This window comes from Paenibacillus sp. FSL R5-0473 (assembly GCF_038004565.1).
Classification (GTDB): Bacteria; Bacillota; Bacilli; order Paenibacillales; family Paenibacillaceae; genus Paenibacillus; species Paenibacillus amylolyticus.
In genome coordinates this window covers 3,629,020-3,655,902 of record NZ_JBBORL010000001.1, presented here as the reverse complement: position 1 = coordinate 3,655,902, position 26,883 = coordinate 3,629,020, and the positions used below count along the sequence as shown (strand labels likewise).

Sequence of the window (26,883 nt, the reverse complement as noted above, 5' to 3'; positions counted from 1 at the left end):
GAAAAATTAAGATGGACTATTTAAGAAATGGATAGGGAATCAGGATTCCCGAATAGAAGCAGGTTTGTTATACAATTTGAATCGGACCCAAACCATATTAAGCAGCAGCAGTCCGCCAGAGACGATAAACAGACCTTCGATCCCGATGAATCCTGCCATAAATCCTCCAATGATCGCTCCAAGCATGTTGCCCAGCGCCAGAGTACTCGTATTAAAACTGAATGCACGGCTGATCATGCTATCGGATGTATAGGAACGGATCAGGGCATTTACGCTCGGAAGCAAGCCACCCATGAACACACCCATCATGAAACGAACAAGAATGAGCTGCCACACGGTCTGAACAAATGCCTGCGGAATAAGCATGAGTCCTGTTCCTATGAGAGAGAACGTCAGCACCTTGTGAGGACCAATCCGGTCACTCAGCTTCCCGAGAATCGGAGACATGGCCATATTGGATAGTCCCGTAACTGCACCGACAAGTCCTGCCCAGAAGGCCACGTTTACATCCGAAGCATGCAATTTTTGCACATACAGCGGCAAGAGTGACATGGGGCTAATCATCGCAAACTGCAACAGAAACGTCACAGCAAACAGTGCGGGCAGTTGAGGTGACTTGTTCAACTCCTTCAGACCGGATAATACGGATTGTGCCGGTAGTTTGGCTGCTTCTTGACGGTCAAACTTCTCTCTCACCAGGAACATGGCGAGCATGGAAGCAACAAAGATCAATCCACCTGTAATGTAGAAAATGGGGCGGAAGCCTACCGCATCCGCTAACAAGCCACCAATGAGTGGACCCAGGATGGTGCCGGCAACCTGCCCGGACTGACTGATTCCCATGGCAAAACCCATGCGGTCTTTCGGAGTGGTACCCGATATCAGTGCAACAGCTGCAGGATTGAAACCGGAGATGGTACCGTTAAGCAAACGCAATAAGAGAAGCTGCCAAGGATTCTGTGCCAGACCCATAAGGGCAATTACGATGGCCATCCCGAATCCCGACCGCAGCAGCATAACTTTACGGCCATACTTGTCCGATAACTTGCCCCAGAGCGGTTGGAACAAAAATGAGGTGAGGAAATTGGCTGCAAAAATAAATCCCGCCCATATGCCAATTTCATGTTCGCCAACAACGCCCAGATCTCTTGCGAGATAAAGAGACAAAAATGGGGTAATCATGGTCATGCCCGAATTGACCAAAAATTGTCCGAACCAAAGCACAATGAGGTTTACTTTCCACGTTTTCAAAGTGCTTTCACTTCCTTTCAAAGATATTTCTGTAATTCTCAAAAAAACACCATTCTTTCATTATAACATAATTGGCATATGAGGGATGGGTGTAAGGAATGTCATAGTATTGTCACGTAGAACGCATCTGCATGTGGTTGTTACGGCTGTTTAAAAAGGGCATAATGGTAATTATGAGTCCAAAAACTATTGGAGGCTTCTTACATGAGCTATAATGATCGACTGATTCGGGCAAGTTTCAAACAACAGGTAGACCGTGTCCCGGTATGGTACATGCGTCAAGCTGGACGTTACGATCCTGAATATCGCAAAATTAAAGAAAAGTACTCCTTGCTAGAAATCTGCAAACAACCCGAGCTGGCGGCTGAAGTTACACTCATGCCGGTACGCAAACTTGGTGTAGATGCGGCTATTTTGTATTCCGATATTATGAATCCGGTTGCCTCTCTGGGCATTGATTTTGACATTGTAAAAAATATTGGTCCAGTTATCGATAATCCTATTCGGTCCGCTGCAGATGTGGATCGGTTGCGTCCCATCGACGTAGAAGGAGATCTGTCACATATTCTGGAAACCATTCGAATTCTGGATAAGGAGCTTGATGTGCCTCTTATTACGTTTGCGGGCGCACCATTCACGATTGCGAGTTATCTGATTGAAGGACGACCTTCGAAAGGTTATATCCGCACCAAAACGATGATGTACAGCGAGCCTGAGGTGTGGCACAAGTTGATGCAGAAGCTTGGTGATATGGTTATTACATATGTCCGTGCGCATATTGCGAATGGCGGTAAGGCATTCCAGTTGTTTGACAGCTGGGTTGGAGCACTTTCTCCCAAAGACTTCAGAACATATGTGTTGCCTACGATTACCCGTATCTTTACCGAATTATCGGATTTGAATGTACCGAAGATTTATTTCCCTGGTGTTGCATCCGGTGAGTTGTTGCCAGCACTGCATAATTTGCAAGCCGATGTGATTGGACTGGACTGGAGAGTATCCATTTCGGAAGGGCGTCAACGTCTTGGCGGCAAATTTGCAGTACAGGGTAACCTGGACCCATATTTGCTGACTGCCCCGATGGAACTGATTAAAGAGCAAGCCAAAGTGATTATTGACGAAGGAATCAAGGAGCCGGGTTATATTTTCAACCTCGGACACGGATTATTTCCTGAAGCATCGCTAGAAAAGCTCAGAGAACTAACGGCGTATATTCATGAATATTCTGCCGAAGCAATGAAGAGTGGGGTGACGGTAACCAATGACTAATACTGTAGGTGTACTGGTGATGTCGTATGGCACACCGGAAAATATGGAGAGTGTTGAAGCGTATTACACACATATCCGCAGAGGACGTCCGCCTGAACCAGAGCAATTGAAAGAACTGACGGATCGTTATGAAGCCATTGTTGGCGGTGTTTTCCCACTTCGGGAGAACACAGACAATCAGGTCAAGGCCCTTCAAGAGACATTAAACCGCGATGAGCGTGGCACTGATGTGGAATTCCGTTGTTATCAAGGACTGAAGCATGCCTATCCGTTTATTGAGGATGGCGTGGAGCAGATGGCGAAGGATGGAATTCAGAGAGCGATTGGTATTGTACTGGCTCCTCATTTTTCCACGATGAGTGTAGGCAGTTATATCAAACGTGCGCGTGAAAAAGCAGAAGAGCTGGGCGTTCATATGTCCTTTATTGAGAGTTATCATCTGCATCCGAAGTTAATTCAGGCGTTGTCCACACGTGTCAGTGCCAAGTTGGATGCGTTCGAAGAAGCTGGAGCAAAACGCGGAGATGTTAAGGTGTTGTTTAGTGCGCACAGTCTGCCGGCGCGTATTGTGGAGATGGGTGATCCATACCCGCAACAATTGCTGGAGACTTCGGAAGTGATTGCATCACGGGTAGGCATAACCAATTGGCAATTTACGTGGCAGAGTGCCGGACGAACAGCTGAGCCTTGGCTTGGACCGGATATTCTGGATACGTTACAGGAGCTTTCTCGTGAACAGGTAGAGGATGTGCTTGTGGCACCAATCGGGTTTGTCTCGGATCATCTCGAAGTGCTCTATGATCTTGATATTGAGGCCAAATCGATTGCCAAAGAGATCGACATGCGCCTGATGCGTATTGATTCTCTCAATAGCGATCCTCTATACATGGAGACGTTAAGCGACGTTATTATAAGCCAATGGCAGCAAGGGTCGGATGAGTAATGGGTGATAAGAAACGCCGTGTTGTTGTTGTCGGCGGTGGCCTTACCGGCCTCAGCGCGGCATTTTATATCCGCAAGCATTACCGGGAAGCAGGAGTTGAACCCGTGATTACTTTGGTCGAGAAAAGCTCGTCCATGGGAGGCATGATTGAGACACTGCACCGGGATGGATTTGTGATTGAAAAAGGGCCGGATTCTTTCCTGGCTCGCAAAACAGCAATGATTGATCTTGCCAAAGAATTGGAGATTGATCATGAATTGGTCAGTCAGAATCCGGAGTCGAAGAAAACGTATATCATGCAGCGTGGCAAGCTTCATCCTATGCCAGCAGGACTTGTTCTCGGTATCCCGACAGAACTAAGACCATTCTTGAGAAGTGGTCTGGTCTCTCCGGCAGGCAAACTGCGGGCGTTGATGGATTTTCTCATCCCGCCGCGTCGTACAACAGAGGATGAATCGCTCGGTTATATGATTGAACGCCGTCTTGGAGCAGAAGTGCTGGAGAACTTGACGGAACCACTGCTCGCAGGAATCTATGCAGGTGATATGCGGCGATTGAGCCTCCAGGCTACCTTCCCGCAGTTCGGAGAAGTAGAGCGCGATTACGGCAGTTTGATTCGGGGCATGATGACTGGCCGGAAACCGGCTGAGACGCATACGGGAACAAAACGAAGTGCTTTTTTGAACTTTCGTCAGGGACTCCAGAGTCTTGTTCATGCACTCGTCCATGAGTTGCAGGATGTGGATCAGCGTCTGAACACCGCAGTGAAGTCGTTGCAACGTCTTGACGAAGCGGAGACCAGATACCGTGTTGAACTGGAGAATGGTGAACAGCTAGAAGCGGATGATGTAGTGGTTACTGTGCCAACATATGTTGCGTCGGAGCTGCTGAAGCCTCACGTCGATACAGCGGCACTGGATGCGATTAACTATGTGTCTGTAGCCAATGTAGTGCTCGCTTTTGAGAAAAAAGAGGTGGAGCATGTATTCGACGGGTCGGGTTTCCTCGTTCCGCGGAAAGAGGGCCGTAATATTACGGCTTGCACGTGGACATCGACGAAATGGCTGCATACGAGCCCGGATGATAAGGTGCTGCTTCGCTGTTATGTTGGTCGCTCCGGTGACGAACAGAACGTAGAGCTTCCGGATGAAGCGCTGACGAATCTCGTTCTCAAGGATCTGAGAGAGACCATGGGTATCGAAGCAGTGCCGATCTTCTCCGAGATTACAAGGCTACGTAAATCCATGCCACAGTATCCAGTTGGACACCTCCAACATATTGCCGCCCTCCGTGAGGAGCTTGGCAGCAAATTACCTGGGGTGTACATTGCAGGTGCAGGTTATGAGGGCGTAGGCTTGCCTGATTGCATCAGACAAGCGAAGGAAATGTCTGTTCAGGCTACACAAGAGCTTGCAGCAGATTAAGTACAGCAAGAGAGCTGTCTCAAACGTAGAATTATCTACTGGAGAGATGGCTTTTTTATGTGAAGATCTGGAAGCTAACTGAGTTCATACCCTTTCAATCGATACAGTTCCAAGGAATGATGGAAATCCAGAATATGCCTGATATAATGGTATGTATGGCTGTGAAGAAGAAGAGGAGTTGCTTATGTATCCCCCAAGATCAGAGCGAAGTGTAAAGAAGAAAAAAGGTAGTAAACGCACCCGCAATACAATCACAATCATCTGGACAGTTAATATTGTATTGATCATGGCAATTGGTCTGGTGGGCATTTTTTATGTCATTAATACACGTCAGCAACAGGCAGACCAGCCGGTGAAACAAGAAATCGTCGATCAGGATCAGCCTTCCATTGGAGACGATGCCAAAGGCGGCGATCAAGTAACTTATCCAGACTCGGAATCCGATGAGACTTCGGAAGAAGAACACGAAGCTACGGATGAAGAGACAACAGCGGATGCAGATAAGACATCTGGAGTAGCGACACCTGACACTTCAAGCAATACCAATAGTGAGAAAGTAGAATCCGGAACGAAAAAACCTACGGCAACTTCAACACCATCCAGCACCAAGGGAAATGCAGGTGTGGATCAGCAATCAGGGACGTCGAAACCTTCCAATTCAGCGAAGGATGTCACGATTAACTTTGTTGGTGATATTCAATTTTCGGGCAAAGTTGCTGAACTGCTGGATAAAAACGGTTATGATTATCCCTTTGCCAAACTCGGCAGATTATTCAAGGATGATGATCTTACCATCGGTAACCTGGAGACACCAATAACTCGTGGTGGTACCAGTGCAACTGATAAAACCTATGTCTACAAATCATCGCCCAAAGCATTGGCGGCAATGGCTTCAGCCGGTTTTGATGCTGTCAATTTGGCAAACAATCATATTCTGGATCAGGGCGTAGAGGGCTTGGTGGATACGTTAACTTATCTTAAGGAATATGGCATAGCTCACACCGGGGCAGGTATGAACAGGGATGAGGCCTATGCACCAGCATATCTGGAACGCAAAGGCATGAAAATTGCATTGCTTGGGTTCTCCCGAGTTGTACCGGAAACGAGTTGGAAGGCTGAAGGCAATCGGGCTGGCGTGGCTGAAGCCTATGATTCCACAGGAGCAGTCAAAGCGATCCAGGAGGCACGTAAGAAGGCTGATCTGGTGATCGTGGTTGCACATTGGGGAGAAGAACGTGTAAGTACTCCAAATAGTGACCAGACCCGATTGGCTCATGAGTTTGTAGATGCTGGCGCTGATCTGGTCATAGGTGGTCATCCTCATGTGTTGCAAGGGTTGGAGTACTATAAGGGGAAGTGGATTGCATACAGTACGGGAAATTTCATTTTCTCCAGATCAACAACCGAAGAGACGTGGAAAACGGCGGTATTTCAGGCTCGCTGTAGTCAAGATGCAGCTTGCAGCATGAAAGTTATCCCTTATGAGGCCGGGCTAGGTCAGGCCATTCCAATGATTGATGAGGCGAACAAACTGCTGTTGGAACAGATGGCTAAGCTCTCCCCGGGTATTCGATATGATGGGAATGGAGTCGCTTCGCCTAATTAAAAACCTTTTTGAGGAGGGAATCGAATGAACAACCTTTGTGTAGCACACCGTGGATTTTCTTCTATTGCACCAGAGAATACGATGGCTGCATTCCTGATGGCCATGGAGCGGCCTGAAGTTCAGTGGATGGAGCTGGATGTGCAGTTGTCGCGTGATGGTGTACCAGTGGTCATTCATGATTTTACAGTGGATCGCACGACGAATGGCAAGGGTCTGGTTCGGGAAACTGATTGGGCTGATCTGCAACGTCTGGATGCCGGAGCATGGAAAAACAAGTCTTACAAAGGAGAACGGATTCCGGCGCTAAGTGAATTGTTAGATCGCTCGTGCGGCAGAGTGCGTTTGAACATTGAACTGAAAACGCAGGGAGACATGTACCCGGGTCTGCCTGCGGCTGTTATACATGAAGTGAGAAAAAGACATATGCAAAATGATGTTGTGATCACCTCATTTGAACCAGCCGCTCTGATCGAAGTGAAGAAACTTGCACCGGAGATCCAGACGGGGCTAATTATCGATGCACGACCAGGTGATCTGTTAACCGCGTTGCGGCAGATGAATTGTACATTCCTATCGATTGGATACACCAATGTAGACAAATCCTTAATGAACGAGATGCGGAGTGCAGGTATTCGGGTGATGGCTTGGACAGTGGATGACAAGACCATTATGAAGAAACTGGCGGCAGTTGATCCAGAACTCATGTTATGTACGAACCGTCCTGACGTATGGGAGCTGGCATTTCAGGAGACGAGCAGCCGATTTTTCAGACCTTAACTTTACTATATGCACTAATGAATCCGATAAAGGTGGTAATATACCCATGTTGACTAACATTCGCAATGTATACTGTGTAGGACGCAATTATAAACTTCATGCGGAAGAATTGGGTAACGCGGTTCCGGATGAGCCAATGATCTTTATGAAACCTTCCCATGCAGTCGTGCCCTTGAATGGTGAAACCCTTGGATTGCCTGCTACCAAGGGTGAAGTTCACTATGAAGCTGAATTGGTCGTGCAAATCGGCCGGAGTTATGAGCCAGGTATGGCGGTAGATGAGCTGGTGGATGCGTATGCATTTGGTATTGATTTTACGTTACGTGACGTACAGACCGTGATTAAGAAAAAAGGCCACCCGTGGACAGCGGCCAAAGGGTTCAGAAATTCCGCTCCGGTTACTGCATTTCAGGCATTCCCGGGTGCGGCAGCATTACTGGAGAAAGACTTTACATTGACCAAAAATGGTGAGGAAGTCCAGCGTGGTAATATTCGTAACATGATCTTTAGTTTACAGGATATTGTGGATTATGTAGGTCATCATTACGGCTTGGGGCCGGGCGATGTCATTTTTACAGGAACACCGGAAGGTGTTGGACCAACACAAGCAGGAGATGTGCTCGAACTGGCATGGGACGGCGAATCCTTGGGTGCCTGCACGATTGGGGCAGTGCAATAAGGATTACACATCATACCTGCTTGAAATGAATAGGTTACAAGAAAGGGGCGTGTATACGCTCCTTTTTGTCGTGCTATCGTGGATATATGTTTATACCTTCATCGTACGGATACGCTACTAATTTACGCCAAGCTGTATGCTGTATTTGCGCTCTGTGTGACCAACTCTTCCAGTTCAGCTTGTTGTGCAGCATGTTGCTCCGAGCTGATACTTCCATTTGCGAGCCGTTCATCCAACTGCTCTCTGAGCTGTCTTACTTGTATAGCAATGACCTCATCCAAATTCCCGTTATTTTCTTCCGTAATTGTCCTCAGTGATTTGCCGCTGTACAGTTCCTGATACAGATCCGCTTCTGAAGCCTGATTCAGAGCGTCGAGCAGCTCATCACTGCTTCCCTCACGAGTGTCCAAGTCAACGATGGACCATTTAGCAGTAGGTATGGGAGAGATGGCGGATTGGCCCCATGCTGTTCCGGCGAAGGACATGGTGACAATCATTGTGCCTATAATAATGACTCTTTTCATATTCATATGGATAATCCTCATTTCTGTAGTTGAGTACGAACTGAATCGTAGCTTGTCGTTGATGTAGTTGTAGATGTTTCGATCTGAGAATAGTGTAAACGGGAAACCTGAAGTGAAACTTAAAACAGGATAAGTAATTTCAACCTAGCGGAGAACGACCGCAACAAGAAAAGATCACTAATACAATTCACACTTGACAGGTTGGGTTAGTTGGTTATATGATAATCTCAATTATTTTAATACTCATTAAATGAACAGTGAACTAATTTGAACTGAAAACTGCATTGAGCTGATTGGACCACCAAAGGCTCCCGGGACTACTCCTCTAAGGAATGTCCTCGGGGGCCTTTTTTCGTATCTTTATTGAAGCTTCAAACGATCAAGGAGGTTATGAAATGAGTGATAGAGACTGGGAAGCGTTGGAGCGGACGGATTGGTTATTTCGCAAAATGGTCAGACGATTTGTCAAAGAGCGGGATCGCATCTCTGTAGAAGGTATCAGCCTGCCAGGCATGCTTATCCTGCACAAAATCATTCGTGAGGGAGAACAGCGGCTTGGAGATCTGGCAGAACAGTTGGACTTTACATCCGGTGCCATTACTGCTCTAACCGATAAGTTGGAAAAAAAGGGACTCACCATCCGCAGACGAAAGGAAGACGATCGCCGGACGGTTTTACTGGACATCACATCCAGCGGGCGGGAGATGTATGCGAGAAACAGCAACATCGGTGCCCGATGTATCACGCTTCTGTTTGAGGGTTTTACGAGTGAGGAACTGGAGCAGCAAAGTCAATTCTACGAGCGGGTAGTAGCGAATCTGGAGGGATTCTCGGACACGGTGCTGGAATTGGCGGAGAGCAACGGGATACAAGAACATGATCGGTCCTCCACAAGTGACCTTGAGCAGAAGCAGCGGGACAATGCCGGGAAGAGGAACTATCTCAGTTATTGAGGTTGGGTCAATGTAACGACATTTGATATACCACAAACATTCTAGGGAGAGATGATCAATGGGACACTCAACAATATATCCAACTGGAGCGACGTTATACAATCCGGATAAGGCTTGGGGCGGTTATACCGTTTATCAGGCAGGTGAAGAAGGCGTAGTATTGATCGATATGAATGGCAAGGAGGTTCACCTGTGGAAAGGATTATTAGGTTTTCCGGCCAAAATATTACCTGGCGGCTACGTGCTGGGCAGCACGGGTCGGAGAGATCCGAAGTTCGGTATTCAGGATAATGTCGATCTGGTCCAAGTGGATTGGGACGGCAACATTGTATGGAAATACAATAGCTACGAACACATCGAAGATCCGGGGTATGAGCCACTATGGTATGCCCGCCAGCATCATGATTATCAGCGTGAGGGGAATCCGGTAGGTTATTATGCACCTGGCCTTGCGCCAAAGACGAAGAGTGGTAAAACACTTATTCTGGCTCACAAAAATGTGAGTAACCCGCAAATTTCAGATAAGCCATTGCTTGATGATGCCATTATCGAAGTGGATTGGGAGGGGAAGGTACTCTGGGAGTGGCTGCCTAACGAACACTTTGAAGAATTAGGTTTTGATGAAGCTGCTCGAAATGTCCTGTTCCGTGATCCAAATACACGTTCTTTCGGTCATCTGGGTGGTGGCGTTGGTGACTGGTTACATATTAATTCTGCCTCTTATGTCGGACCCAACCGTTTCTATGAAGAGGGAGACGAACGGTTCCACCCCGACAATATTATCTGGGATGCCAGAGAGGCCAATATTATTGCCATTACAGACAGACAGAGTGGAAAGATCGTGTGGAGATTAGGGCCAGACTATACTTCAACTGAAGCGAAACACATCGGCACAATTATCGGACAGCATCATGCACATATCATTCCCCAAGGTCTACCAGGAGAAGGCAACTTGCTCGTATTCGACAATGGCGGCTGGGCAGGTTACGGCCTTCCAAATCCGGCTTCTCCATTTGGATTGAAACATGCGATTCGGGATCACTCCCGTGTACTGGAGATTAACCCGGTCACTCTGGAGATTGTCTGGCAGTATACATCGGCAGAAGCAGGTTTCTCAGTTCCGACGGATTCTTATAAATTTTATAGCCCATACATCAGTTCCGCCCAGCGTTTACCTAACGGCAACACCCTAATAACCGAGGGTTCCAATGGCAGATTGTTCGAAGTGACTGCGGAGCATGAGCTGGTCTGGGAGTATGTCTCCCCTTACATGGATGGGCGGAATACCAATATGGTCTATCGCTCATATCGAGTTCCTTATCAGTGGGTTCCACAGTTGGAGAAACCGCAGGAAGTTGCCATCGAAGCCATTGATGTCTCCACCTACAGGGTCCCGGGAGCAGCACCCAAAGGTTCTGCATCCATCGTGAGCGTAGAGACAACTCTTCCATTTGTGGAGGGTGCAGCCTGTGTGGCAACGTCGGATGAAGGCAAGTCAGGCGGTTAAGCGTCAAGAATCATGACTAGATCGAATGGGGTGTATATTGTGAGAAAACCATCCATAGTAACCGGCGTATTGATATTATTCTTGGCAACGGCACTCCTATTATCCGGATGCAGTTCAAACGCAGCAGGATCTGGAGCAAAAGACGCTACCGGTAAAAATACCGATAATGTAAAAATTCGAATCGCAGATACAAGTACCAACCCAACGTTCAGGGTAGCCATTGCCAAAGGTTTTTTTGAAAACAGGGGCATTGATGCAGAGAGTATTACGTTTGGCTCACCGGCTGAAGGTGTAAATGCACTATTTATCAAACAGGTAGATATTGCGTACGGGGCGGACTTCCCTGTATTAAATGCTTTGTCTAAAGGGGAATATTCAGTCATCGCTTCTGCAGGCCAGACTACGGATGAAGCGGCAGCCGCCTGGAAGCTGTATGCAAAGGAGGATATTCAGAGTGGAGCGGATTTGAAGGGCAAGAAAGTGAGTTTCATTCGAGGCACATTTATTCCATATCTATGGGATGAATATTTGAAAGATCAGGGGGTGGCGCTGAGTGATGTGACGCAAATTGGTCAGGGGGCTTTTGATGAGGCCTACATCGCACTGAAACAGGGAGACCTTGATGCCGCTTGGGTCATAGGTTCCGCGTTAACCGATAAATTCGATGCACTCGAAGGAGTACACCAGCTGACGGATATGTCTCAGACGCCTATACGCCTTGGTATGGGACTGGTATCAAGTAATGAATTCATCCAGGCAAACCCTGAAAAGATCAGTGACTTCCTTGCGGCGCTGGATGAAGCTTCCACGTATGCTCAAGCGCATCCTGAAGAGGTTGCAGATCTGATGTATCAAGAGACCAAACAGCCTAAAGATGCCACATTAAAAGACCTTCCGATCAATCCATGGGAAGTTGGATTTACGCAGGCTGCTTATGATAGTTTGGCAGGTCAGAAGCAATATATGGTGGACACCGGAATCATCGAACAGGATTTTGATCTCAACACCAAACTCGATCTGACTTCTCTCCAGCAGGCTCTGCCGGATAAAGTGACATATAGTAAATAATTCTTATGGAAATGGGAGGTGTCCGTTATGTCCTTACCTGCAACTCAGCATACCATTCATATTGAACAGCTACGGAAAACGTATCATGCCCCGACCAATGGGGATGTGCATTATATCATTAAGGATGTCGATCTGGTTATCAAGGGAGGAGAGTTCTTTGTCCTGCTTGGTCCCAGTGGGTGTGGGAAGTCAACGCTGCTGAACATGATCGCTGGTTTTATCTCCAAGTCGGGTGGACAGCTCAAGGTAGACAACAAGGAGATCGACAGACCGGGCAGGGATCGGGCAATGGTATTCCAGCAGGCGGATTCGTCTCTCTTTCCATGGTTAACTGTGAGGGAAAATGTTGAATTCGGACTTCGAATGTCCAAGGTGCCTAAGACAAAACGACGTGAGATCTCTGATCGATACATCCAGCTTGTGGGACTGAGTGCTCATGAGGGGAAATTTCCGAAAGAACTCTCGGGTGGCATGAAGCAGCGGGTTCAATTGGCCCGGGTACTTGCGAATGACTCGGCGATCTTGCTGATGGATGAGCCATTTGGTGCGCTGGACGCAATGACGCGGCGGACCATGCAGAAAGAACTGGTGAATATTTGGAAAGAAACCCATAAAACCGTTATCTTTGTCACTCACGATATTCAGGAGGCGTTATTGCTTGGTGAGCGCATAGGCATTATGTCTGTAGGTCCGTCTTCGAATATAACGGATATTTACCACAACACGTTACCTTACCCGAGGAACATCGCCTCGTCTGAGTTCAACACTTTGTATGACCGAATTCAAGGCCACTTTGAAGAATAATTGAGGTGATATACAAGATGAAATGGTTGGAGAAAAAATGGGTGTCTATCCCGCTTCTATGGGTAACGGTCATCTTAATCTGGCAGCTTGGTGCCCTTATCTATGGGCCTGACGTAATCCCTGGTCCGTGGCACACGATCCTGGGAGCACGCGAACTGATTGCTGACGGTACGCTAATGGAGTATATCGGAATCAGCTTCACACGTGTACTGGCAGGCTGGGTACTCGGAAGCATCATTGCTATTCCGGTAGGGCTGATTATTGGTAAAGTTCATCTCATCCGGCTGTTCGCGGAACCGTTCCTTAACTTTATACGTTTTATCCCGCCGATCGCCTTTATTACCTTATTTCTGGTGTGGTTCGGAATTGGAGAGCAATCCAAGATTGCGCTTATTATGTACGCAACTTTCTTCATTGTTGTATTGAATACACTGACAGGTGTGCTCTCCGTTGAAGAAGATAAAATCCGGTCGGCCCGAAGTATGGGAGCCAATGAACGGCAGATTCTGCTGCATGTGATTGTTCCGGCGACAACCCCGTATATCTTTACAGGTGTGCGACTGGCGATGGGAACCTCGTATATGGCCATAATCGGTGCTGAGATGATTGCCTCGAATGAGGGGGTGGGTTACTTAATCTGGAATTCCAGACTCTTTTTCCGAACAGATTGGATCTTTGTCGGACTGATTTCCCTGGGTTTTATGGGATTCCTGACGGATCGATTGTTCAACTGGTTTGGTCGCAGAGTACTCTACCGATATGGGGTCATTGGAGGAGCGAAGCGGGCCTGAAACAGAACCTGGGAACACCGAATTCCAGACGTTGCTTGAAAGGGAAGTTATCTTGTTTTAACGTTTGATCAATAACCTGTTTTGGCACTTCTACACGAGGCCAAAACAGGTTTTTTGTGTGCTGGCGTAAGGAGTTTCGGCATTGGGATCAAACCGTGGTATAATTGAATTTCAAAAATACAATAAACGTCATGCGGGCTGTACATACGCTGCATGCAGGAGACATTATGGATTGGATTATTGGCGCCGTATGCGCTTCTATGGTGGCTGGTGCTGCCTATGCGAAAAAGTCGCTAACCTTGTCTGGCTGCCTGGCAGCCATCATGATGGGAACGATATATTACGGAGCGGGTAACCTGTTCTGGTTTGGCACGTTATTGTTGTTTTTCATTACTTCAACGTTGCTCTCCAGGTTTCGTAAAGATCGGAAGCAGGAGCTGGAGAAATCCTATGCCAAGTCAGGAAATCGGGATGCCGGGCAAGTGATGGCTAACGGTGGAATGGGTATGTTCCTATGTCTGGGATACTGGATATTTCCACATCCGGCATGGGTGTATGCTTTCATAGGTGTAATGGCTACCGTTACATCGGATACATGGGCAACCGAAATTGGGAGTCTCAGTCGCAAGCCGCCACGCTCTGTTCTCACGTGGAAGGTACTTACGGCAGGTGCTTCAGGAGGTGTCTCACTTCTTGGCACCGTGGCTGCAGCCGTAGGCGGGGCTCTGATTGGTGCGGGAGCATTCTTGTTTTCCTGGATCGCCGGGATAGAAGGGCTTAGTCTGTTTAGTTGGACTTTTGTCGGTCTTGCAGGCGGGTTGGCAGGGGCTTTTGCCGATTCCTATCTGGGCGCAACGGTGCAGATGATGTATCGTTGTACTGTGTGTGGCCGTGAAGTTGAGGTACATGAACATTGCGGGCATCCAACGGTGCGGGCTCGTGGCTGGGCATGGATGAGTAACGACCTGGTGAACGTGCTTAGCTCGGTGATCGGCGGATGTGTGGCGATTGGTTTAGGTAACATTTTGGCGTTGTAAGGGGGAGTACATTTGAGCACTGTACAGGGAGACAAATCGGAGGCTATTTTGGATGCGGCCTATGGTATTTTTGGCTCGAAAGGTTTTTATGAGACCAAAATGTCTGATATTGCAGACGAAGCCGGCATCGCAAAAGGCACCATTTATTTATATTTCAAAAGCAAGGAACAATTATTTATCGCAGTATCCAAGCGGGATTGTAACAGTTTTATCAGCCGTCTTGAATATGCTTTGAACTCGTATGAGAACACAGGTGATAAACTTGGAGCAATAGCCAAGACCCACCTTACGTATTATTATGAGCGTCGCAATCATACCAAGCTCTTTTTTATGGCACCCAATAATGATCCGGATCTGATGAAATTCATGAAGGCATTCATGAATCAATACATGAGTATGGTGTGTGAGGTACTGGAGAGTGCAAGTGTACCTGAGCCTGTATTGCTCGCTGAAGCATATATCGGAATTCTGGACCGGCTGAAGATGGATATCATGTTAAATCCAGAGTTTAATGAGGAACATCTGAACAAACGAATTGCTTTTGCAGCAGCATTGTTTCTGGATGGATGCCGTTCTTTTTTACAAGTTTAAAGTAAGTGCGCGGATGTACGTAATATTGAATTTTAATTCACAGAGAAGTGGGTACGAGCAATGAACATAATGACGGTAGAGCAAATTGCAAAAAGTTATGGCGAAAAAATATTGTTCAAGGATGCTTCATTTGGCATGGCTGATCAGGACAAGATTGGTGTCGTTGGGGTAAATGGAACCGGTAAATCCACGTTTTTGCGTGTGATATCTGGTATGGAACCTGCAGACGCGGGACAGATCTCGATCGGTAATGACGTACGTATTCAGTTCCTGGCGCAAAATCCGGACTTCAATCCGGATAATACGGTACTGCAACAAGTATTCGAAGGTGACAGCATGGAAATGAGAACCGTGCGTGAATATACGGAAACGATGGAATTATTGGAACTGAATTCGTCCGATCCAGCGTTGCAAGAGCGGTTATTACGTTTGAATCAGCAAATGGAGCAGCTTCAGCTCTGGCAGATGGAGAGTGAAGCGAAGAGCATTTTGTCCAAATTGGGTATTCGTCAATTCGATGCACTGATGGGCACATTGTCTGGTGGACAACGCAAAAGGGTAGCACTTGCTGCTGCACTGATTCATCCTTGTGAACTGCTCATTCTGGATGAGCCTACGAACCATATTGATAATGATTCGGTCGTTTGGTTGGAGCAGTACTTGCAGAAGCGCCGCGGCGCACTGCTTATGATTACGCATGATCGGTATTTCCTGGATCGTGTGGCGAATGTCATGCTGGAATTGGATCATGGACGTTTGTTCCGATACGAAGCGAACTATACACGTTTCCTGGAACTGAAGGCGGAGCGCGAAGAACGGGAAGCTTCTTCGGAACAGAAGCGTAAGAACTTGCTTCGGACGGAGCTTGCATGGATTCGTCGTGGTGCCAAGGCACGGACGACGAAACAAAAAGCGAGAATTGATCGCTTCGAACAACTCAAAGACCAACAAGGAGTCCAGCGCTCGGGTTCATTGGAAGTATCCGTTGGCTCCACTCGTTTGGGTAAAAAGATTCTGGAGATCGAGCATCTTTCCAAATCCGTGGGTGGCCGCACGCTGATCGAAGATCTGAGTTATATTGCCGTACCTGGAGATCGGGTAGGGATTGTCGGACCGAACGGTAGTGGTAAGTCCACGTTGCTACAGATGATATCTGGCAAGCTGGAACCTGATGCAGGTGTGGTTGACGTTGGTCCTACGGTCAATCTGGGTTATTTCACACAGGAACATCAGGAGATGGACGAATCTCTTCGTGTGATTGAGTACATCAAGGAAGTGGCCGAGAATGTGAAAACGGCCGATGGCTCTCTGATTACAGCATCCCAGATGCTGGAGCGGTTCCTGTTTACCCCGGCATCCCAGTGGACGCCAATCTCCCGTCTTTCTGGTGGAGAGAAGCGTCGTCTGTATCTGCTGCGTGTGCTGATGGCTGCTCCAAATGTATTGCTGCTGGATGAGCCGACGAATGATCTGGACATCCAGACACTCGCTGTACTTGAAGACTATCTGGACGATTTTCCTGGTGTTGTTTTTGTCGTATCCCATGATCGCTATTTCCTTGATCGTACTGTGGATAAAGTTTTGTCTTTTGAGGGCAACGGTGCTGTACGTGTACACGTCGGCGACTACAGTGAATATGCGGAATGGATGCTGAAAAATGCGCCTGGAACTAATCAAGAGAGTGATACAGGAGTAGCGAAGGTGAAGCAGTCATCGGAGAAAACGACGCCTGCTGTGTCAGCGGCTAAACCGAAGTTGAAATTCAGCTTTAAGGAGCAACGTGAATACGACCAGATTGATGAAAATATTGAGAAGGCTGAAGCCAATCTTGTCCGGATTAACAAAGAGATGGAAGAGTCATTTAGTGATTCTGCCCGTCTGCAGGAGTTGATGGCGGAGCAGGTTGAGGCTGAGCGTCATCTGGATGAATTGATGGAACGCTGGACCGTTCTGAATGAACTTGCAGAGCAGATTGAACAGAGCAAGTCTTGATTTATAACTAAACATCGCCCTTTCTTCTACAGTGACTTTATGTCGCATTGGAGAAAAGGGCGATTTTTTTGTCTGCGAATTTGCGATTTTATGTGAAACGTTCTGTATGTTCATTACGTTGTATAAGTAAAGAATTCCATAGAAGGGAGAGAACACCACACTTATGTATAAAGAAATTAATCAACAGTTGGCAGCGCTCAAGGAAAAGGGGAGAATTTACGAGAAATGGACCAAACGTCTGGAGAAGCTTCAAACGGAGGAAAGCGAATGGGAAGCAAAGGTAAAACGTCGTCTGGAGCATCTCCAGAAGGAGCAGAAGGACGTTGATCGACTGAACAGTATGACATTGTCGGCATTTTTCTATCAACTGATTGGCAAGAAGACAGAGCGTCTGGAGAAGGAAGAGCTGGAACTCATGGAGAGCAAGGCTGCATACGACACCGCTTGTCGCATGTTACAAGACGTACAGGAGCAACGAATTCATGTGGAGCAGGAGTTGGAGGGCGGGCGGCAGTATCAGTACTGGCAGAGCGACTACAACGCGCTGTGGGGGAAGAAGGAAGGTCGTCTGCTGGACCAGGATGCGGAATTGCAACAGATGGCTGAGAATCGGGAACATCTGGCGAGTGAGCTTCAGGAACTGGATGAAGCTTTCCGGGAGGGGGAATACCTGCTCTATGCCCTTGAACGTGCCGAGAAGGCTTTGGCTTCGGCAGGCAATTGGGGTGTATATGACATGATGGGCGGTGGGGTGATCTCCACACATATCAAGCGAGGACGAATGGATGATGCTCAGGTCGCTATCATGGATGCAGGTAAGCGTCTACGACGTTTTCAGAAGGAACTGGAGGATGTAGAGATGGCTGTACACGCGGATCTGCATCTGGGAGGTCTGCTTTCATTCGCAGACTATTTCTTCGATAACCTCTTCGTAGATTGGATGGTTCAGGACAAAATTCGCAAAGCCGAACGTCAGGTGAAGGATGGACTGAGTGCCGTTCGGAAAACCATGCATGTGTTAAGAAATGAAATGCGTGACCATAAGGCAGAGTTAGAGATATTGGATCGTAAATATCATGCATATGTGGAACAGGCAGATTAAAAGACATGGAAACAAAGGCCCCTTCCAAGCACACTGAATTGTTGTGCTTGGAAGGGGCCTTTTTGATTAGACAAGACATATGAATGTCACCATGATGATTTCGTAGAAAAATGATTCTGTTTTACTTGGTTGTAATGTAGGCTGCGAGCAATCGTGCCGTATTCAGGACAGCATCCTTATGTGTACGCTCCATGGAATGAGATGCATGAACTCCAGGACCGATCAGTGCTGCACGGATATTGTTTCCTCCGCGTAAAGCTGCACTGCCATCTGAGCCATAGTGGGGATAAATGTCGACGACGTAATCCATTCCATCTTGTTTGGCCAGTTCAATGAGACGGCTGGTCATATCGTAATCATACGGGCCAGAAGAATCTTTGGCACATATGGAAACGTCGGTTTCTTTACAGCTCAGGTCATCGCCCATGGCTCCCATGTCTACAGCGATCATTTCACTAATTTCCGCAGGGATATACGATGCGCCATGTCCAACTTCTTCATAGTTCGAGATAAGCAGAGAGACGTTATGTAATGGTTTCCAGCCTTCACGATGTGCAGACTCAAGGATGCCAAAGAGGGCAGCCACGCTGGCTTTGTCGTCCAGATGACGTGATTTGATATAACCACTCGGCGTGATGACTGCGCGAGCATCAAAGGAGATAAAGTCGCCGACAGCGATCCCGAGTTTCAACACATCTTCCTTGGAGGAGACGACCTCATCGATTCGAACTTCCATATGGCTCTCGGACCGTTCAAAGGTACGTGCATCCGGATAAACGTGGACAGACGGATGAAGGGAGAGAATGGTGCCTGTGTATGTTTTTCCATCCCGGGTATGGATGCTGCAATATTCGTTTTCAATACTTTGCATCGAAAAGCCACCGACAGAGGTAAGCTTCAATGTGCCGTAGGATGTAACCGAGCGTACCATGGCCCCTAGCGTATCCACGTGAGCGCTTAAAGCGATTGTCTTGGAAGAGTCCTGTCCGGGCAATGTAAGCACCGCACCGCCCTTGTTATTCAGCTCACAAGCGATGCCCAGTGCGGCTGCTTCCTTCCGGATCATCTCGATAATATGATGTGTGTAACCACTTGGGCTTGGTGTATCCAACAATTTTTTTAGAAAAGACAGAACGTATGATTCATCAATTGTAAAACTCATTGTGTAATTTCCTCCTCGGATCATGGGTATGGTGTGAAACAAAATACAGCCTGTCTGGGGGAGAGAATGTGATACTACCATTCCTGACTCGCCAGCAGGCTGTCTCTGATTGGTTACAGTGTTCCCGTAGGGTTTCCTTTGCGCTGACTCTGGATCGAATCATTCTCCAATAGGCTGTCGGATTCATTTGAGTCAAGCGAATCCATCGATTTGAAAGAATCCAACGTAGATTTGCTTGTCGCGGAACTTTCCAATTCAGATACACGCAATTTCAATTGTTTGTTCTCGCGTTGCAGTCTGTATTGGCGATAGATGCCATATGACCCTACAATAATTCCACCGATCAGGGTACAGCCGAGAATCAGCAAGATCAGCGGGATTTGTACCGTGTTAAATAACAGGTTGACTTGTACGGAATCCACATTAATAACCGCAAAGATTCCCGTGAGCAGTGCAAAAACAAGACCTGCTATGAGTGCCCATTGCATTTTCATGGTGTTGCCTCCTTGTTGAACAATTGAGAACTAGATATGCATTACCCATATTCGGGTATGTTGCATCTTGCAATGATGATAAAATCCCCTGCCCAAACGGGCAAGGGATGCAGGTCACATGGAAAGACAACCTTATTTGGTTAGTTGCTCCATCTGTTCAATCAGTTCCTTGAAGACACTCATAGCTTCACGAATTGGCTGTGGTGTAGACATATCCACACCTGCTTTTTTCAGAATGTTGATGGAGTAATCACTGCCACCACTCTTCAGGAAGCCAAGATAACGGTCAACAGCCGGTTGGCCTTCTTCCAGGATTTGCTTGGAAAAGCTTGTTGCTGCGGAGAAGCCTGTAGCATATTTGTAAACGTAAAAGCTGTTATAGAAGTGGGGAATACGAGCCCATTCCATTTCAATTTCTTTGTCAACAGCCATGCCTTCTCCGTGATATTTAACGTTCAGATCATAATAGATCTCGGATAACAATTGTGGTGTTAATGCGTCACCTTGTTCCGCACGTTCATGAATGATTTTCTCGAATTCAGCAAACATGGTCTGACGGAATACCGTTGTACGGAATTGGTCGGCATAATAGGTCAACAGATACAATTTTTCCTTTGGATCTGTTGATTTGTTAAGCAGATAATCCATCAGCAACGCTTCGTTGGTTGTGGATGCAACCTCAGCCAGGAAGATGGTGTACTGGGCATCACGATACGGAAGTGTTGTATCAGAGTAATGTGAATGCAGAGCGTGACCCATTTCATGTGCGAGTGTGAACATGCTGTTCAGGTTATCTTTGTGATTCAACAAGACATACGGGTGAGTGCCGTAAGCGCCCCAGGCATATGCGCCTGAACGTTTATTTTCATTCTCATATATATCGATCCAACGGTTATCATATCCAGTCTGCAATGCGTCAGCATAGTCCTTGCCGAGTGGTTTCAGACCGTCTTTAACCGTTTGTTTCGCTTCCTCATAGGTAATATCCATTTTGTATTCGTCTACGAGTGGAGCGAACAGATCGTACATGTGCAATTGATCCACACCCAACAACTTTTTGCGCAGGTCCATATAACGATGCAATAACGGAAGGCTCTCGTGAATGGTGTCTACCAGATTGGTATACACATCCGTTGGGATGTTATCTCCATATAGGGACATTTCCATCACGGAAGGGTACTTCCGAACATTAGCATAGAACATATTTTTGGTTACATTTGCATTCAAGGCAGCCGCAATTGTGTTCTTCTGTTTGGCATACGTTTCGTATACCGCTTTGAAGGCACGTTCGCGAACTTCACGGTTAGGGTTCTCCAGGAACTGAATGTAGCTGCCGTGTGTCAGCTCAACTTCGTTACCATGTTCATCCTTGATTCTTGGGAACTTGAGATCGGCGTTATTCAGCATGCTGAAGATTGTCTGTGGTGCTTGTGAAAGGTTGCCTACCTGTGCAAGCAAAGCCTCTTCTGCTTGGCTAAGAACGTGGGCTTTTTCGCGTTTCATCTCTTCCAGCGTAAATGTATAAGCAGAAAGTTTTTCGTTTGCAATAAATGCGTCCAACTGATCATCCGGCAGGGAAAGAATCTCCGGTGTGACAAAAGAAAGTGCTTCACCAACCCGTACGCCTAATTTCTGGGCTTTTTGGGACAGGTTTTGATATGTAGGATTCGCTGTGTCTTCATCTTGATGCATACGTGCGTACACAAAGAGGCGTTCTATTTTGAGGCTGATCTCATCTTCGAATTCGAAGCAAGATTTGAGTACATCAGGTTGATTCAGTTTGCCTTGGAATTCGGAGGCCTTCTTGGTCAAAGACGATACTTCTTCATATTCTTGATCCCAGGCTTTCTGATCGGCAAATAAATCTTCCAGTTTCCAGCTATGTTCAGCCGGCACCTCGGAACGTTTCAATAATTGACTCATGGAAATCCTCCTTTGATGATCTGATGAATGTATGGACGAAGCTGCCTTCGTCTCGCTTGCCTGTGCGGAGAGAGACGAAGGAATCAGACTAAGTACCAGGATAACAGATAGCGATTTCTGGTATTTCAACGGCCTTCCTCCTTACGATACGAATAATCTCGTATAGTATGACCTTAGGCACGTTGAAATATTTGAGCATCTGGGTCCCCGTGATTAGGCTCCCATGTTATACAGAAAATAAACGATCAGGAAAAAGGCGAAACAAATGAGCAGGGTAGCAATAAGCGCCATTCCCCGTCTTAATCGATCCGGGATGGAATTGCGTCCCAGTATAAGCACAATACCAAGGGAGAAGGCAAGGATAATAAAGATGACGACATTGCTTGAGTCAAGCTGCATGGGTTAGACCCCTTTGAAGGCAGCCATCAATTGACGCCATTCATCCTCACGGTTCTCAAAATCTGCTTTTGGAAAACGGCGTTCAGCCCAGTGCATTAATGCAGGACGACTTAGGAAAGTATGGCATTCTTCGCCCCACTCTTCCGAAATTTCTCGCAGTACGAGATATTTGCCTTGAACTTCTACGGTCATCATATTCCACTTGTCTGTTTTGTATATTTCATGTTTTTTTATCATAGGTAGTCTCCAAACTAACGGTTTTGGTAAAATGATACCGTACCCTACGATTCAAAGCAAATTTTTTCGACATTTATGGAAAGTTAAATTGCAAAATGGAAGCCCATACAGTATAATAAGGGTATTCGCCATAGATGGCGATATTTTTAGGAGGTTTTTCATTTGAAAGGTACAGTTAAATGGTTTAACGCAGAAAAAGGCTATGGCTTTATTTCAGTTGAAGGCGGCGAGGACGTATTCGTACATTTCTCCGCAATCCAAGGAGATGGCTTCAAAACATTGGAAGAAGGTCAAGCGGTAGAATTCGAAATCACTGATGGAAACCGTGGTCCTCAAGCAGCTAACGTAAACAAACTGTAAGAATTTATCCGGCTAACGGACTTCTTATATATTATAAATTTATAGCTGAATATTAAGAACCTAAGCACAGTCCCCCCATGGGAGGCTGTGCTTTTTTTGATTCTAAAATTTTCAGTGTATATAACGGTTGAATACGATGTAAGTTTCCCTGTGTGTTCACGAGACACGATTGGTCATGCTGGACCATAACTTCAATCCGAAACCGATTAGTGCAGCTAGGGAGAAAGCCATAGCGGTGAGATAGAAGGTTTGTCTGCCTGCATGTTCCAGCAGCAGTCCGCCCAACGTTCCACTAAGAAGTCCCGAAGCACTGGACCAGACAATGGTGAACAAAGCCATACCTGTAGCTCTGTAGCCGTCCGGAACTAGGCGAATGATGTAGCGGACCGCCGTAACGTAGAAAATACCAAAGGTAACACTGTGCATCGTCTGAATCGCAACAACAGCTGCAGGTGTATCGGAGACAGACATGAGAAGCAAACGAACCGTATACATCAGTGCAGCAAAAGCAATTAGCGGCAGTTCTTTATAACGGTTTCCATACTTGCTGAGCAATAGAAATATGGGGATTTCACTTACGGAAGAGATCAGCAAAGACCAGCCGATCAGCCCCTCGCTGGCACCCAGATCTTTTAGCGTGATGGTAAGGAATGCTTCGTTCATGCGATGTCCCATGGCAAGCAAAAATACACAGCCAAAAAAGGTGAGCACATCTCTGCGTTTCAAAATAGCCCATAACCCCGATAGATCCATTTTGCTACTGCTTCCCGAAGGTTGATCCTTCAATTGAAAACTGATCAATAGTGTAGTTGCAGCAAGACCAACGCAGACCCAAATCGTCCATGCTGGACCAAAAGATCCAAGGAAATACCCGATACTTAATGCAAAGAAGGCATAACCGATCGAGCCGAAGACTCGAATGGAAGTGAAATTTCGGCCGTACTTGCTGGCCGTTGTAATAGCCATCGTATCGGAGAGTGGATAGACCGGATAATAGAAAAAGTAAAACAGGGTCACGAGTACAAATACCTGACCGAAAGTTGTTGCATTGGCGAGCATGATCCCTGTGATCAATTGACCACCAAGCAGAATGATCATCACTTTGCGTACCGTTTGGTAGCGGTCGCTGGCCATGCTCCAGAACATATTGGAGAACACAGAGATGAGGGGGCCAATTCCGTAGAGATATCCAATCTCAGCCCGACTGAAACCCAGATGACTGAAGTAAAGCTGGAAGTAGGATACCACCAGGACGGTGGAACCAAAGATGGTGAACATGAGAGCCCGAAGCCAGTTCTGATCCGGGCGGGCGTTGTGACTTAATTTCATGATGAGAGACTCCAATCCTGATAACAATTCAATGATTTTATTACCCTTTCAGGGATGTTGATTTACGGGCTCTAGGCACGGACATCGTAGGTTCTTGCTTCGTGCGCCGGATGACGAGCCAGACAATGATAAGTTCGGCGAGCAGGCCAAGGGATTGGGCTACAGCGCCAATCATGCCGTTCCACGCAGGGAAGATACTAACCAGTATAAGCAGCACAATTACCGTGCAGATTGCATTCGCCGTTTGTGAACGAAACATCGTTTTTGTCTGACCGCGAAGCAGAATGAGACCATTGCTGAAATCCAGAAAAGGGAAGATCAGCGGAAATAAGACGAACGCACGCAGTGTCCACAGACTTTGTTGCAAAAGTTCGCCCTGAACGCTCATGACATTTTCGAGTACCCATGGTCCCAAGGGGGTATAGGCAATTGACACCATCATCGCAAACGGAATAAATCCGGTGACAAGTGCGAATTTTCGTACCAATTTGGCGTCCACAAGGTAGAAATTCAGCACGATCTGATGGATGTATGTAAAGAAGCTTAGCATTAACTGCATCAGACTGCTTGCTATGGCAAAGGATGAAATGGCTAGTGCGATCCCGGTCGTTTTGCCAAGTACGATGTTAATAACCGGTCCTATGAACAGCGCTACAAAGCTGGATAAAAGCAGTGGCTTATAAAAGCGAAATACGTCTCCCTTGCTCTCGACGGGATGATCCTCAAGCTTGGCTGGCATCTTGCGCTTGATGCTGTTTCCCTCCAGAAAGCTGACGAGCGCTTCAATCATCATGCCAGTAGCAAAAATGATAGCGCCTACACGTCCACTGTCAATGCTGTCTGTGTATATGAAATAGAGGGATAGGCCGTACATTCCGGCTAAACGGAATACCATCCCGATGGTTAACCACTTGGTGCGGTTATTCGTAATGATGATCCCCTGATAGATGTTGCGGATCACTGAAAAGATACTTACATACATGAGAATTTCATATACGTCGATGACTTTGTTCAGCAGATCCGGACTTACACCAAACAAGTATTTGAACACCCCGGTACCAACGGGAGAGTATACAATAAGAAACCCAATGAGAAGCACACAGGCAAGAAATATTTTGGTCACAAACGTGAGGGCCTGAAAGGAAAGGCGATCGCGAACCAGTGCGGAACAGGTTTGCCGCAGCAGGGTGGAGGGGCGTTCCGTGAGGGTTAACAAGCTACCGGCGATTGCATAGCTGGCAATAACCGTCTCGGGATGAGCGGAACGTGCTAATGTGCTGTTTATGATGACGTGAGAAATGGTGACGAGAGAGGCGGAAATGCCAAGTGGCACAAAAAAAGAAAATAACCGTCTCCACGAAAGTGATTCACTTGACGACATGTCAACGACTCCTTTGATGGATGAAATATGCCTAGTATATCACAAAGCTTTGGGCGCGGATGCGATTTTTTATGCGGAATATGCGGCAGATCATTTGTACAATTAAGGGGATCATATTATAATAGGAATGGTTAAAAATCGCTCTAATACGTATTCAACCAAGTGGAGGCACATTTATTTTGAGCCAATCAAATCGAAAACGTCATCAATATCCGCGTGGACCGCTGGCATTGATGAGAGGGGTGTACAAATACACCATTCCGGAAACACGGAAGGCACTGAATGGATGGCGTGCTCAAGCTGAGGCGATTCCGAATGAGGAGTTGCGTACACAGGCACTTGCCAGTCTGAAGGATAAACAGTTTCACTGTGAAGGCGGAACCGTCTACGCATTGGCTGATTTGCCCAACAGGCACATTCTGATTCCGCTGATCGTTTCATATCAAACTATTAGTGATTATTTGGACAATCTGTGCGACCGCAGCACGTCGATGGACCCGGATGACTTTCGTCTTCTCCATCAATCCATGCTTGATGCGGTAGATCCCGAAGCAATTCCCGTCAATTATTATGCCCTCCGTGAGGAGCAGGATGACGGTGGATATCTGCGGAATCTGGTGACTACATGTCAGGAACTGACCCGTCAGTTACCAGGCTATACGTCCGCCAAGCCCCAAATTCAGGATCTGGCAGGCCTATACACGGACCTGCAGGTATATAAGCATATCAAGCCGGAACTGAGAGAAACGGCACTGCTCGAATGGTGGTCGGAGCATCGTCATCGCACACCTCAGTTTCGTTGGAACGAATTTGCTGCTGCAACTGGCTCTACACTGGGCGTTTTCATGCTGTTTCTGGCTGCGAGTGACGATCAGTTGACTGAAGAGCAAGCGGCCTCGATCCACACGGCCTATTTCCCACATGTATGCGCATTGCACATTATGCTCGATTATTTAATTGATCAGGATGAGGACCGCATCGGGGGAGATCTCAACTTCTGCAACTATTATGAGAATGTGGAGACTATGCTGGACCGAATTGCTTTTATTGTGGAGATGGCACGCAGTGATGTACAGAAGATTCCGGGAAGCTCCTTTCACCGGATGATCATCGAAGGACTGATAGCCATTTACCTGTCTGATCCCAAAGTCAGCGAACAACAGGAAGTTCGCGTTGTATCCAAACGTCTGCTGAAAAATAGTCCGATCACAAGAATATTTTTCTTCATTTTCAGTCGCTGGATACGGAAAAATATGTAAGTCAGGTGTGATATTGCGGAG

Annotated in this window: 26 protein-coding genes; 17 read left to right on the top strand and 9 right to left on the bottom strand. The window is 47.0% G+C overall.

Features of this window, described 5'->3' with window-relative positions; translation table 11 throughout:
• Positions 1 to 39: 39 nt before the first annotated feature.
• Positions 40 to 1,251 (bottom strand): MFS transporter, encoded by a 1,212-nt coding sequence (locus tag MKY28_RS15875; RefSeq protein WP_036670103.1) that lies wholly within the window; start codon positions 1,249 to 1,251, stop codon positions 40 to 42.
• A 204-nt stretch (positions 1,252 to 1,455) separates the two neighbouring features.
• Here MKY28_RS15875 and hemE point away from each other — a divergent pair, with 204 nt between their 5' ends.
• The 6 genes from hemE (at position 1,456) to MKY28_RS15845 (ending at position 7,949) form a co-directional block, all read left to right on the top strand.
• A complete protein-coding gene (gene hemE, locus MKY28_RS15870; RefSeq protein ID WP_036609707.1) occupies positions 1,456 to 2,520 on the top strand; it encodes a uroporphyrinogen decarboxylase in 1,065 nt (354 codons plus the stop codon).
• Positions 2,513 to 3,463, top strand: coding sequence for a ferrochelatase (hemH, locus tag MKY28_RS15865; protein ID WP_340936358.1), 951 nt, complete (start codon positions 2,513 to 2,515; stop codon positions 3,461 to 3,463). Before hemE ends, hemH begins: the two co-directional genes overlap by 8 nt.
• Entirely contained in the window at positions 3,463 to 4,887 is a 1,425-nt protein-coding gene (hemY, locus tag MKY28_RS15860) for a protoporphyrinogen oxidase (protein WP_340936357.1), read from the top strand. The genes hemH and hemY overlap by 1 nt, the downstream gene beginning before the upstream one ends.
• 184 nt (positions 4,888 to 5,071) lie before the next feature.
• Complete coding sequence (locus MKY28_RS15855) at positions 5,072 to 6,493, top strand: CapA family protein (RefSeq protein WP_340936356.1); 1,422 nt, start codon at positions 5,072 to 5,074, stop codon at positions 6,491 to 6,493.
• Positions 6,494 to 6,517: 24 nt separating this feature from the next.
• A complete protein-coding gene (locus MKY28_RS15850; RefSeq protein WP_047842367.1) occupies positions 6,518 to 7,270 on the top strand; it encodes a glycerophosphodiester phosphodiesterase in 753 nt (250 codons plus the stop codon).
• 46 nt (positions 7,271 to 7,316) lie between these two features.
• Positions 7,317 to 7,949, top strand: coding sequence for a fumarylacetoacetate hydrolase family protein (locus tag MKY28_RS15845; RefSeq protein WP_100529292.1), 633 nt, complete (start codon positions 7,317 to 7,319; stop codon positions 7,947 to 7,949).
• A gap of 122 nt (positions 7,950 to 8,071) precedes the next feature.
• On the opposite strand, the gene MKY28_RS15840 is transcribed toward MKY28_RS15845, so the two are convergent.
• Positions 8,072 to 8,479 (bottom strand): hypothetical protein, encoded by a 408-nt coding sequence (locus MKY28_RS15840; protein WP_074094439.1) that lies wholly within the window; start codon positions 8,477 to 8,479, stop codon positions 8,072 to 8,074.
• Between the two features lie 389 nt (positions 8,480 to 8,868).
• Between MKY28_RS15840 and MKY28_RS15835 the strand changes: the two genes are divergently transcribed.
• The 9 genes from MKY28_RS15835 to MKY28_RS15795 all read left to right on the top strand — a co-directional run bounded on the left by MKY28_RS15835 (position 8,869) and on the right by MKY28_RS15795 (position 18,318).
• Positions 8,869 to 9,426 (top strand): MarR family winged helix-turn-helix transcriptional regulator, encoded by a 558-nt coding sequence (locus MKY28_RS15835; protein WP_076318411.1) that lies wholly within the window; start codon positions 8,869 to 8,871, stop codon positions 9,424 to 9,426.
• Positions 9,427 to 9,484: 58 nt separating this feature from the next.
• Positions 9,485 to 10,933, top strand: a complete 1,449-nt coding sequence (locus MKY28_RS15830) for an aryl-sulfate sulfotransferase (RefSeq protein WP_076318412.1) — start codon at positions 9,485 to 9,487, stop codon at positions 10,931 to 10,933.
• 12 nt (positions 10,934 to 10,945) lie between these two features.
• Positions 10,946 to 12,001, top strand: coding sequence for an ABC transporter substrate-binding protein (locus tag MKY28_RS15825; RefSeq protein WP_340389977.1), 1,056 nt, complete (start codon positions 10,946 to 10,948; stop codon positions 11,999 to 12,001).
• Between the two features lie 27 nt (positions 12,002 to 12,028).
• Complete coding sequence (locus MKY28_RS15820) at positions 12,029 to 12,805, top strand: ABC transporter ATP-binding protein (protein ID WP_076318414.1); 777 nt, start codon at positions 12,029 to 12,031, stop codon at positions 12,803 to 12,805.
• Positions 12,806 to 12,822: 17 nt separating this feature from the next.
• On the top strand, positions 12,823 to 13,596 hold the full coding sequence (locus tag MKY28_RS15815) for an ABC transporter permease (RefSeq protein WP_076249908.1): 774 nt from the start codon (positions 12,823 to 12,825) through the stop codon (positions 13,594 to 13,596).
• A 227-nt stretch (positions 13,597 to 13,823) separates the two neighbouring features.
• Entirely contained in the window at positions 13,824 to 14,633 is an 810-nt protein-coding gene (locus tag MKY28_RS15810; RefSeq protein WP_340937949.1) for a DUF92 domain-containing protein, read from the top strand.
• A gap of 12 nt (positions 14,634 to 14,645) precedes the next feature.
• Entirely contained in the window at positions 14,646 to 15,224 is a 579-nt protein-coding gene (locus tag MKY28_RS15805; protein WP_036609680.1) for a TetR/AcrR family transcriptional regulator, read from the top strand.
• Positions 15,225 to 15,284: 60 nt separating this feature from the next.
• A complete protein-coding gene (locus tag MKY28_RS15800) occupies positions 15,285 to 17,216 on the top strand; it encodes an ABC-F family ATP-binding cassette domain-containing protein (protein WP_338708343.1) in 1,932 nt (643 codons plus the stop codon).
• 163 nt (positions 17,217 to 17,379) lie between these two features.
• On the top strand, positions 17,380 to 18,318 hold the full coding sequence (locus tag MKY28_RS15795; protein WP_036670128.1) for a hypothetical protein: 939 nt from the start codon (positions 17,380 to 17,382) through the stop codon (positions 18,316 to 18,318).
• A gap of 121 nt (positions 18,319 to 18,439) precedes the next feature.
• Here MKY28_RS15795 and MKY28_RS15790 read toward each other — a convergent pair whose 3' ends face one another.
• The 5 genes from MKY28_RS15790 to MKY28_RS15770 form a co-directional block, all read right to left on the bottom strand.
• Positions 18,440 to 19,480, bottom strand: a complete 1,041-nt coding sequence (locus MKY28_RS15790; RefSeq protein ID WP_253507273.1) for a M42 family metallopeptidase — start codon at positions 19,478 to 19,480, stop codon at positions 18,440 to 18,442.
• 113 nt (positions 19,481 to 19,593) lie between these two features.
• Complete coding sequence (locus MKY28_RS15785) at positions 19,594 to 19,974, bottom strand: LapA family protein (RefSeq protein WP_047842377.1); 381 nt, start codon at positions 19,972 to 19,974, stop codon at positions 19,594 to 19,596.
• A gap of 132 nt (positions 19,975 to 20,106) precedes the next feature.
• Positions 20,107 to 21,897 (bottom strand): oligoendopeptidase F, encoded by a 1,791-nt coding sequence (gene pepF / locus MKY28_RS15780; protein ID WP_036609671.1) that lies wholly within the window; start codon positions 21,895 to 21,897, stop codon positions 20,107 to 20,109.
• A gap of 213 nt (positions 21,898 to 22,110) precedes the next feature.
• Complete coding sequence (locus MKY28_RS15775; protein WP_036609669.1) at positions 22,111 to 22,296, bottom strand: hypothetical protein; 186 nt, start codon at positions 22,294 to 22,296, stop codon at positions 22,111 to 22,113.
• Positions 22,297 to 22,299: 3 nt separating this feature from the next.
• Positions 22,300 to 22,533 (bottom strand): hypothetical protein, encoded by a 234-nt coding sequence (locus tag MKY28_RS15770; RefSeq protein ID WP_017689395.1) that lies wholly within the window; start codon positions 22,531 to 22,533, stop codon positions 22,300 to 22,302.
• 162 nt (positions 22,534 to 22,695) lie between these two features.
• Here MKY28_RS15770 and MKY28_RS15765 point away from each other — a divergent pair, with 162 nt between their 5' ends.
• Positions 22,696 to 22,893, top strand: a complete 198-nt coding sequence (locus MKY28_RS15765) for a cold shock domain-containing protein (RefSeq protein ID WP_017689394.1) — start codon at positions 22,696 to 22,698, stop codon at positions 22,891 to 22,893.
• Between the two features lie 156 nt (positions 22,894 to 23,049).
• Here the strand turns inward: MKY28_RS15765 and MKY28_RS15760 are convergent, their stop codons facing one another.
• Both MKY28_RS15760 and MKY28_RS15755 read right to left on the bottom strand, forming a co-directional pair.
• Entirely contained in the window at positions 23,050 to 24,222 is a 1,173-nt protein-coding gene (locus MKY28_RS15760; RefSeq protein WP_036670134.1) for an MFS transporter, read from the bottom strand.
• A gap of 40 nt (positions 24,223 to 24,262) precedes the next feature.
• Positions 24,263 to 25,603 (bottom strand): multi antimicrobial extrusion protein MatE, encoded by a 1,341-nt coding sequence (locus MKY28_RS15755; protein WP_047842380.1) that lies wholly within the window; start codon positions 25,601 to 25,603, stop codon positions 24,263 to 24,265.
• A gap of 179 nt (positions 25,604 to 25,782) precedes the next feature.
• Here MKY28_RS15755 and MKY28_RS15750 point away from each other — a divergent pair, with 179 nt between their 5' ends.
• A complete protein-coding gene (locus MKY28_RS15750) occupies positions 25,783 to 26,862 on the top strand; it encodes a tetraprenyl-beta-curcumene synthase family protein (protein WP_017689390.1) in 1,080 nt (359 codons plus the stop codon).
• Positions 26,863 to 26,883: the final 21 nt, after the last annotated feature.

Bases quoted from the DNA above. Each gene is read 5' to 3' on its own strand.
- MKY28_RS15815 (WP_076249908.1), top strand. From the start codon at position 12,823: ATGAAATGGTTGGAGAAAAAATGGGTGTCTATCCCGCTTCTATGGGTA.
- MKY28_RS15800 (WP_338708343.1), top strand. From the start codon at position 15,285: ATGAACATAATGACGGTAGAGCAAATTGCAAAAAGTTATGGCGAAAAA.
- MKY28_RS15775 (WP_036609669.1), bottom strand. From the start codon at position 22,296: ATGCAGCTTGACTCAAGCAATGTCGTCATCTTTATTATCCTTGCCTTC.
- MKY28_RS15790 (WP_253507273.1), bottom strand. From the start codon at position 19,480: ATGAGTTTTACAATTGATGAATCATACGTTCTGTCTTTTCTAAAAAAA.
- MKY28_RS15820 (WP_076318414.1), top strand. From the start codon at position 12,029: ATGTCCTTACCTGCAACTCAGCATACCATTCATATTGAACAGCTACGG.
- MKY28_RS15845 (WP_100529292.1), top strand. From the start codon at position 7,317: ATGTTGACTAACATTCGCAATGTATACTGTGTAGGACGCAATTATAAA.
- MKY28_RS15795 (WP_036670128.1), top strand. From the start codon at position 17,380: ATGTATAAAGAAATTAATCAACAGTTGGCAGCGCTCAAGGAAAAGGGG.
- MKY28_RS15840 (WP_074094439.1), bottom strand. From the start codon at position 8,479: ATGAATATGAAAAGAGTCATTATTATAGGCACAATGATTGTCACCATG.
- MKY28_RS15770 (WP_017689395.1), bottom strand. From the start codon at position 22,533: ATGATAAAAAAACATGAAATATACAAAACAGACAAGTGGAATATGATG.
- hemY (WP_340936357.1), top strand. From the start codon at position 3,463: ATGGGTGATAAGAAACGCCGTGTTGTTGTTGTCGGCGGTGGCCTTACC.
- hemE (WP_036609707.1), top strand. From the start codon at position 1,456: ATGAGCTATAATGATCGACTGATTCGGGCAAGTTTCAAACAACAGGTA.
- MKY28_RS15810 (WP_340937949.1), top strand. From the start codon at position 13,824: ATGGATTGGATTATTGGCGCCGTATGCGCTTCTATGGTGGCTGGTGCT.
- MKY28_RS15760 (WP_036670134.1), bottom strand. From the start codon at position 24,222: ATGAAATTAAGTCACAACGCCCGCCCGGATCAGAACTGGCTTCGGGCT.
- MKY28_RS15755 (WP_047842380.1), bottom strand. From the start codon at position 25,603: ATGTCGTCAAGTGAATCACTTTCGTGGAGACGGTTATTTTCTTTTTTT.
- MKY28_RS15855 (WP_340936356.1), top strand. From the start codon at position 5,072: ATGTATCCCCCAAGATCAGAGCGAAGTGTAAAGAAGAAAAAAGGTAGT.
- pepF (WP_036609671.1), bottom strand. From the start codon at position 21,897: ATGAGTCAATTATTGAAACGTTCCGAGGTGCCGGCTGAACATAGCTGG.
- MKY28_RS15785 (WP_047842377.1), bottom strand. From the start codon at position 19,974: ATGAAAATGCAATGGGCACTCATAGCAGGTCTTGTTTTTGCACTGCTC.
- MKY28_RS15850 (WP_047842367.1), top strand. From the start codon at position 6,518: ATGAACAACCTTTGTGTAGCACACCGTGGATTTTCTTCTATTGCACCA.
- MKY28_RS15835 (WP_076318411.1), top strand. From the start codon at position 8,869: ATGAGTGATAGAGACTGGGAAGCGTTGGAGCGGACGGATTGGTTATTT.
- MKY28_RS15830 (WP_076318412.1), top strand. From the start codon at position 9,485: ATGGGACACTCAACAATATATCCAACTGGAGCGACGTTATACAATCCG.
- hemH (WP_340936358.1), top strand. From the start codon at position 2,513: ATGACTAATACTGTAGGTGTACTGGTGATGTCGTATGGCACACCGGAA.
- MKY28_RS15825 (WP_340389977.1), top strand. From the start codon at position 10,946: ATGACTAGATCGAATGGGGTGTATATTGTGAGAAAACCATCCATAGTA.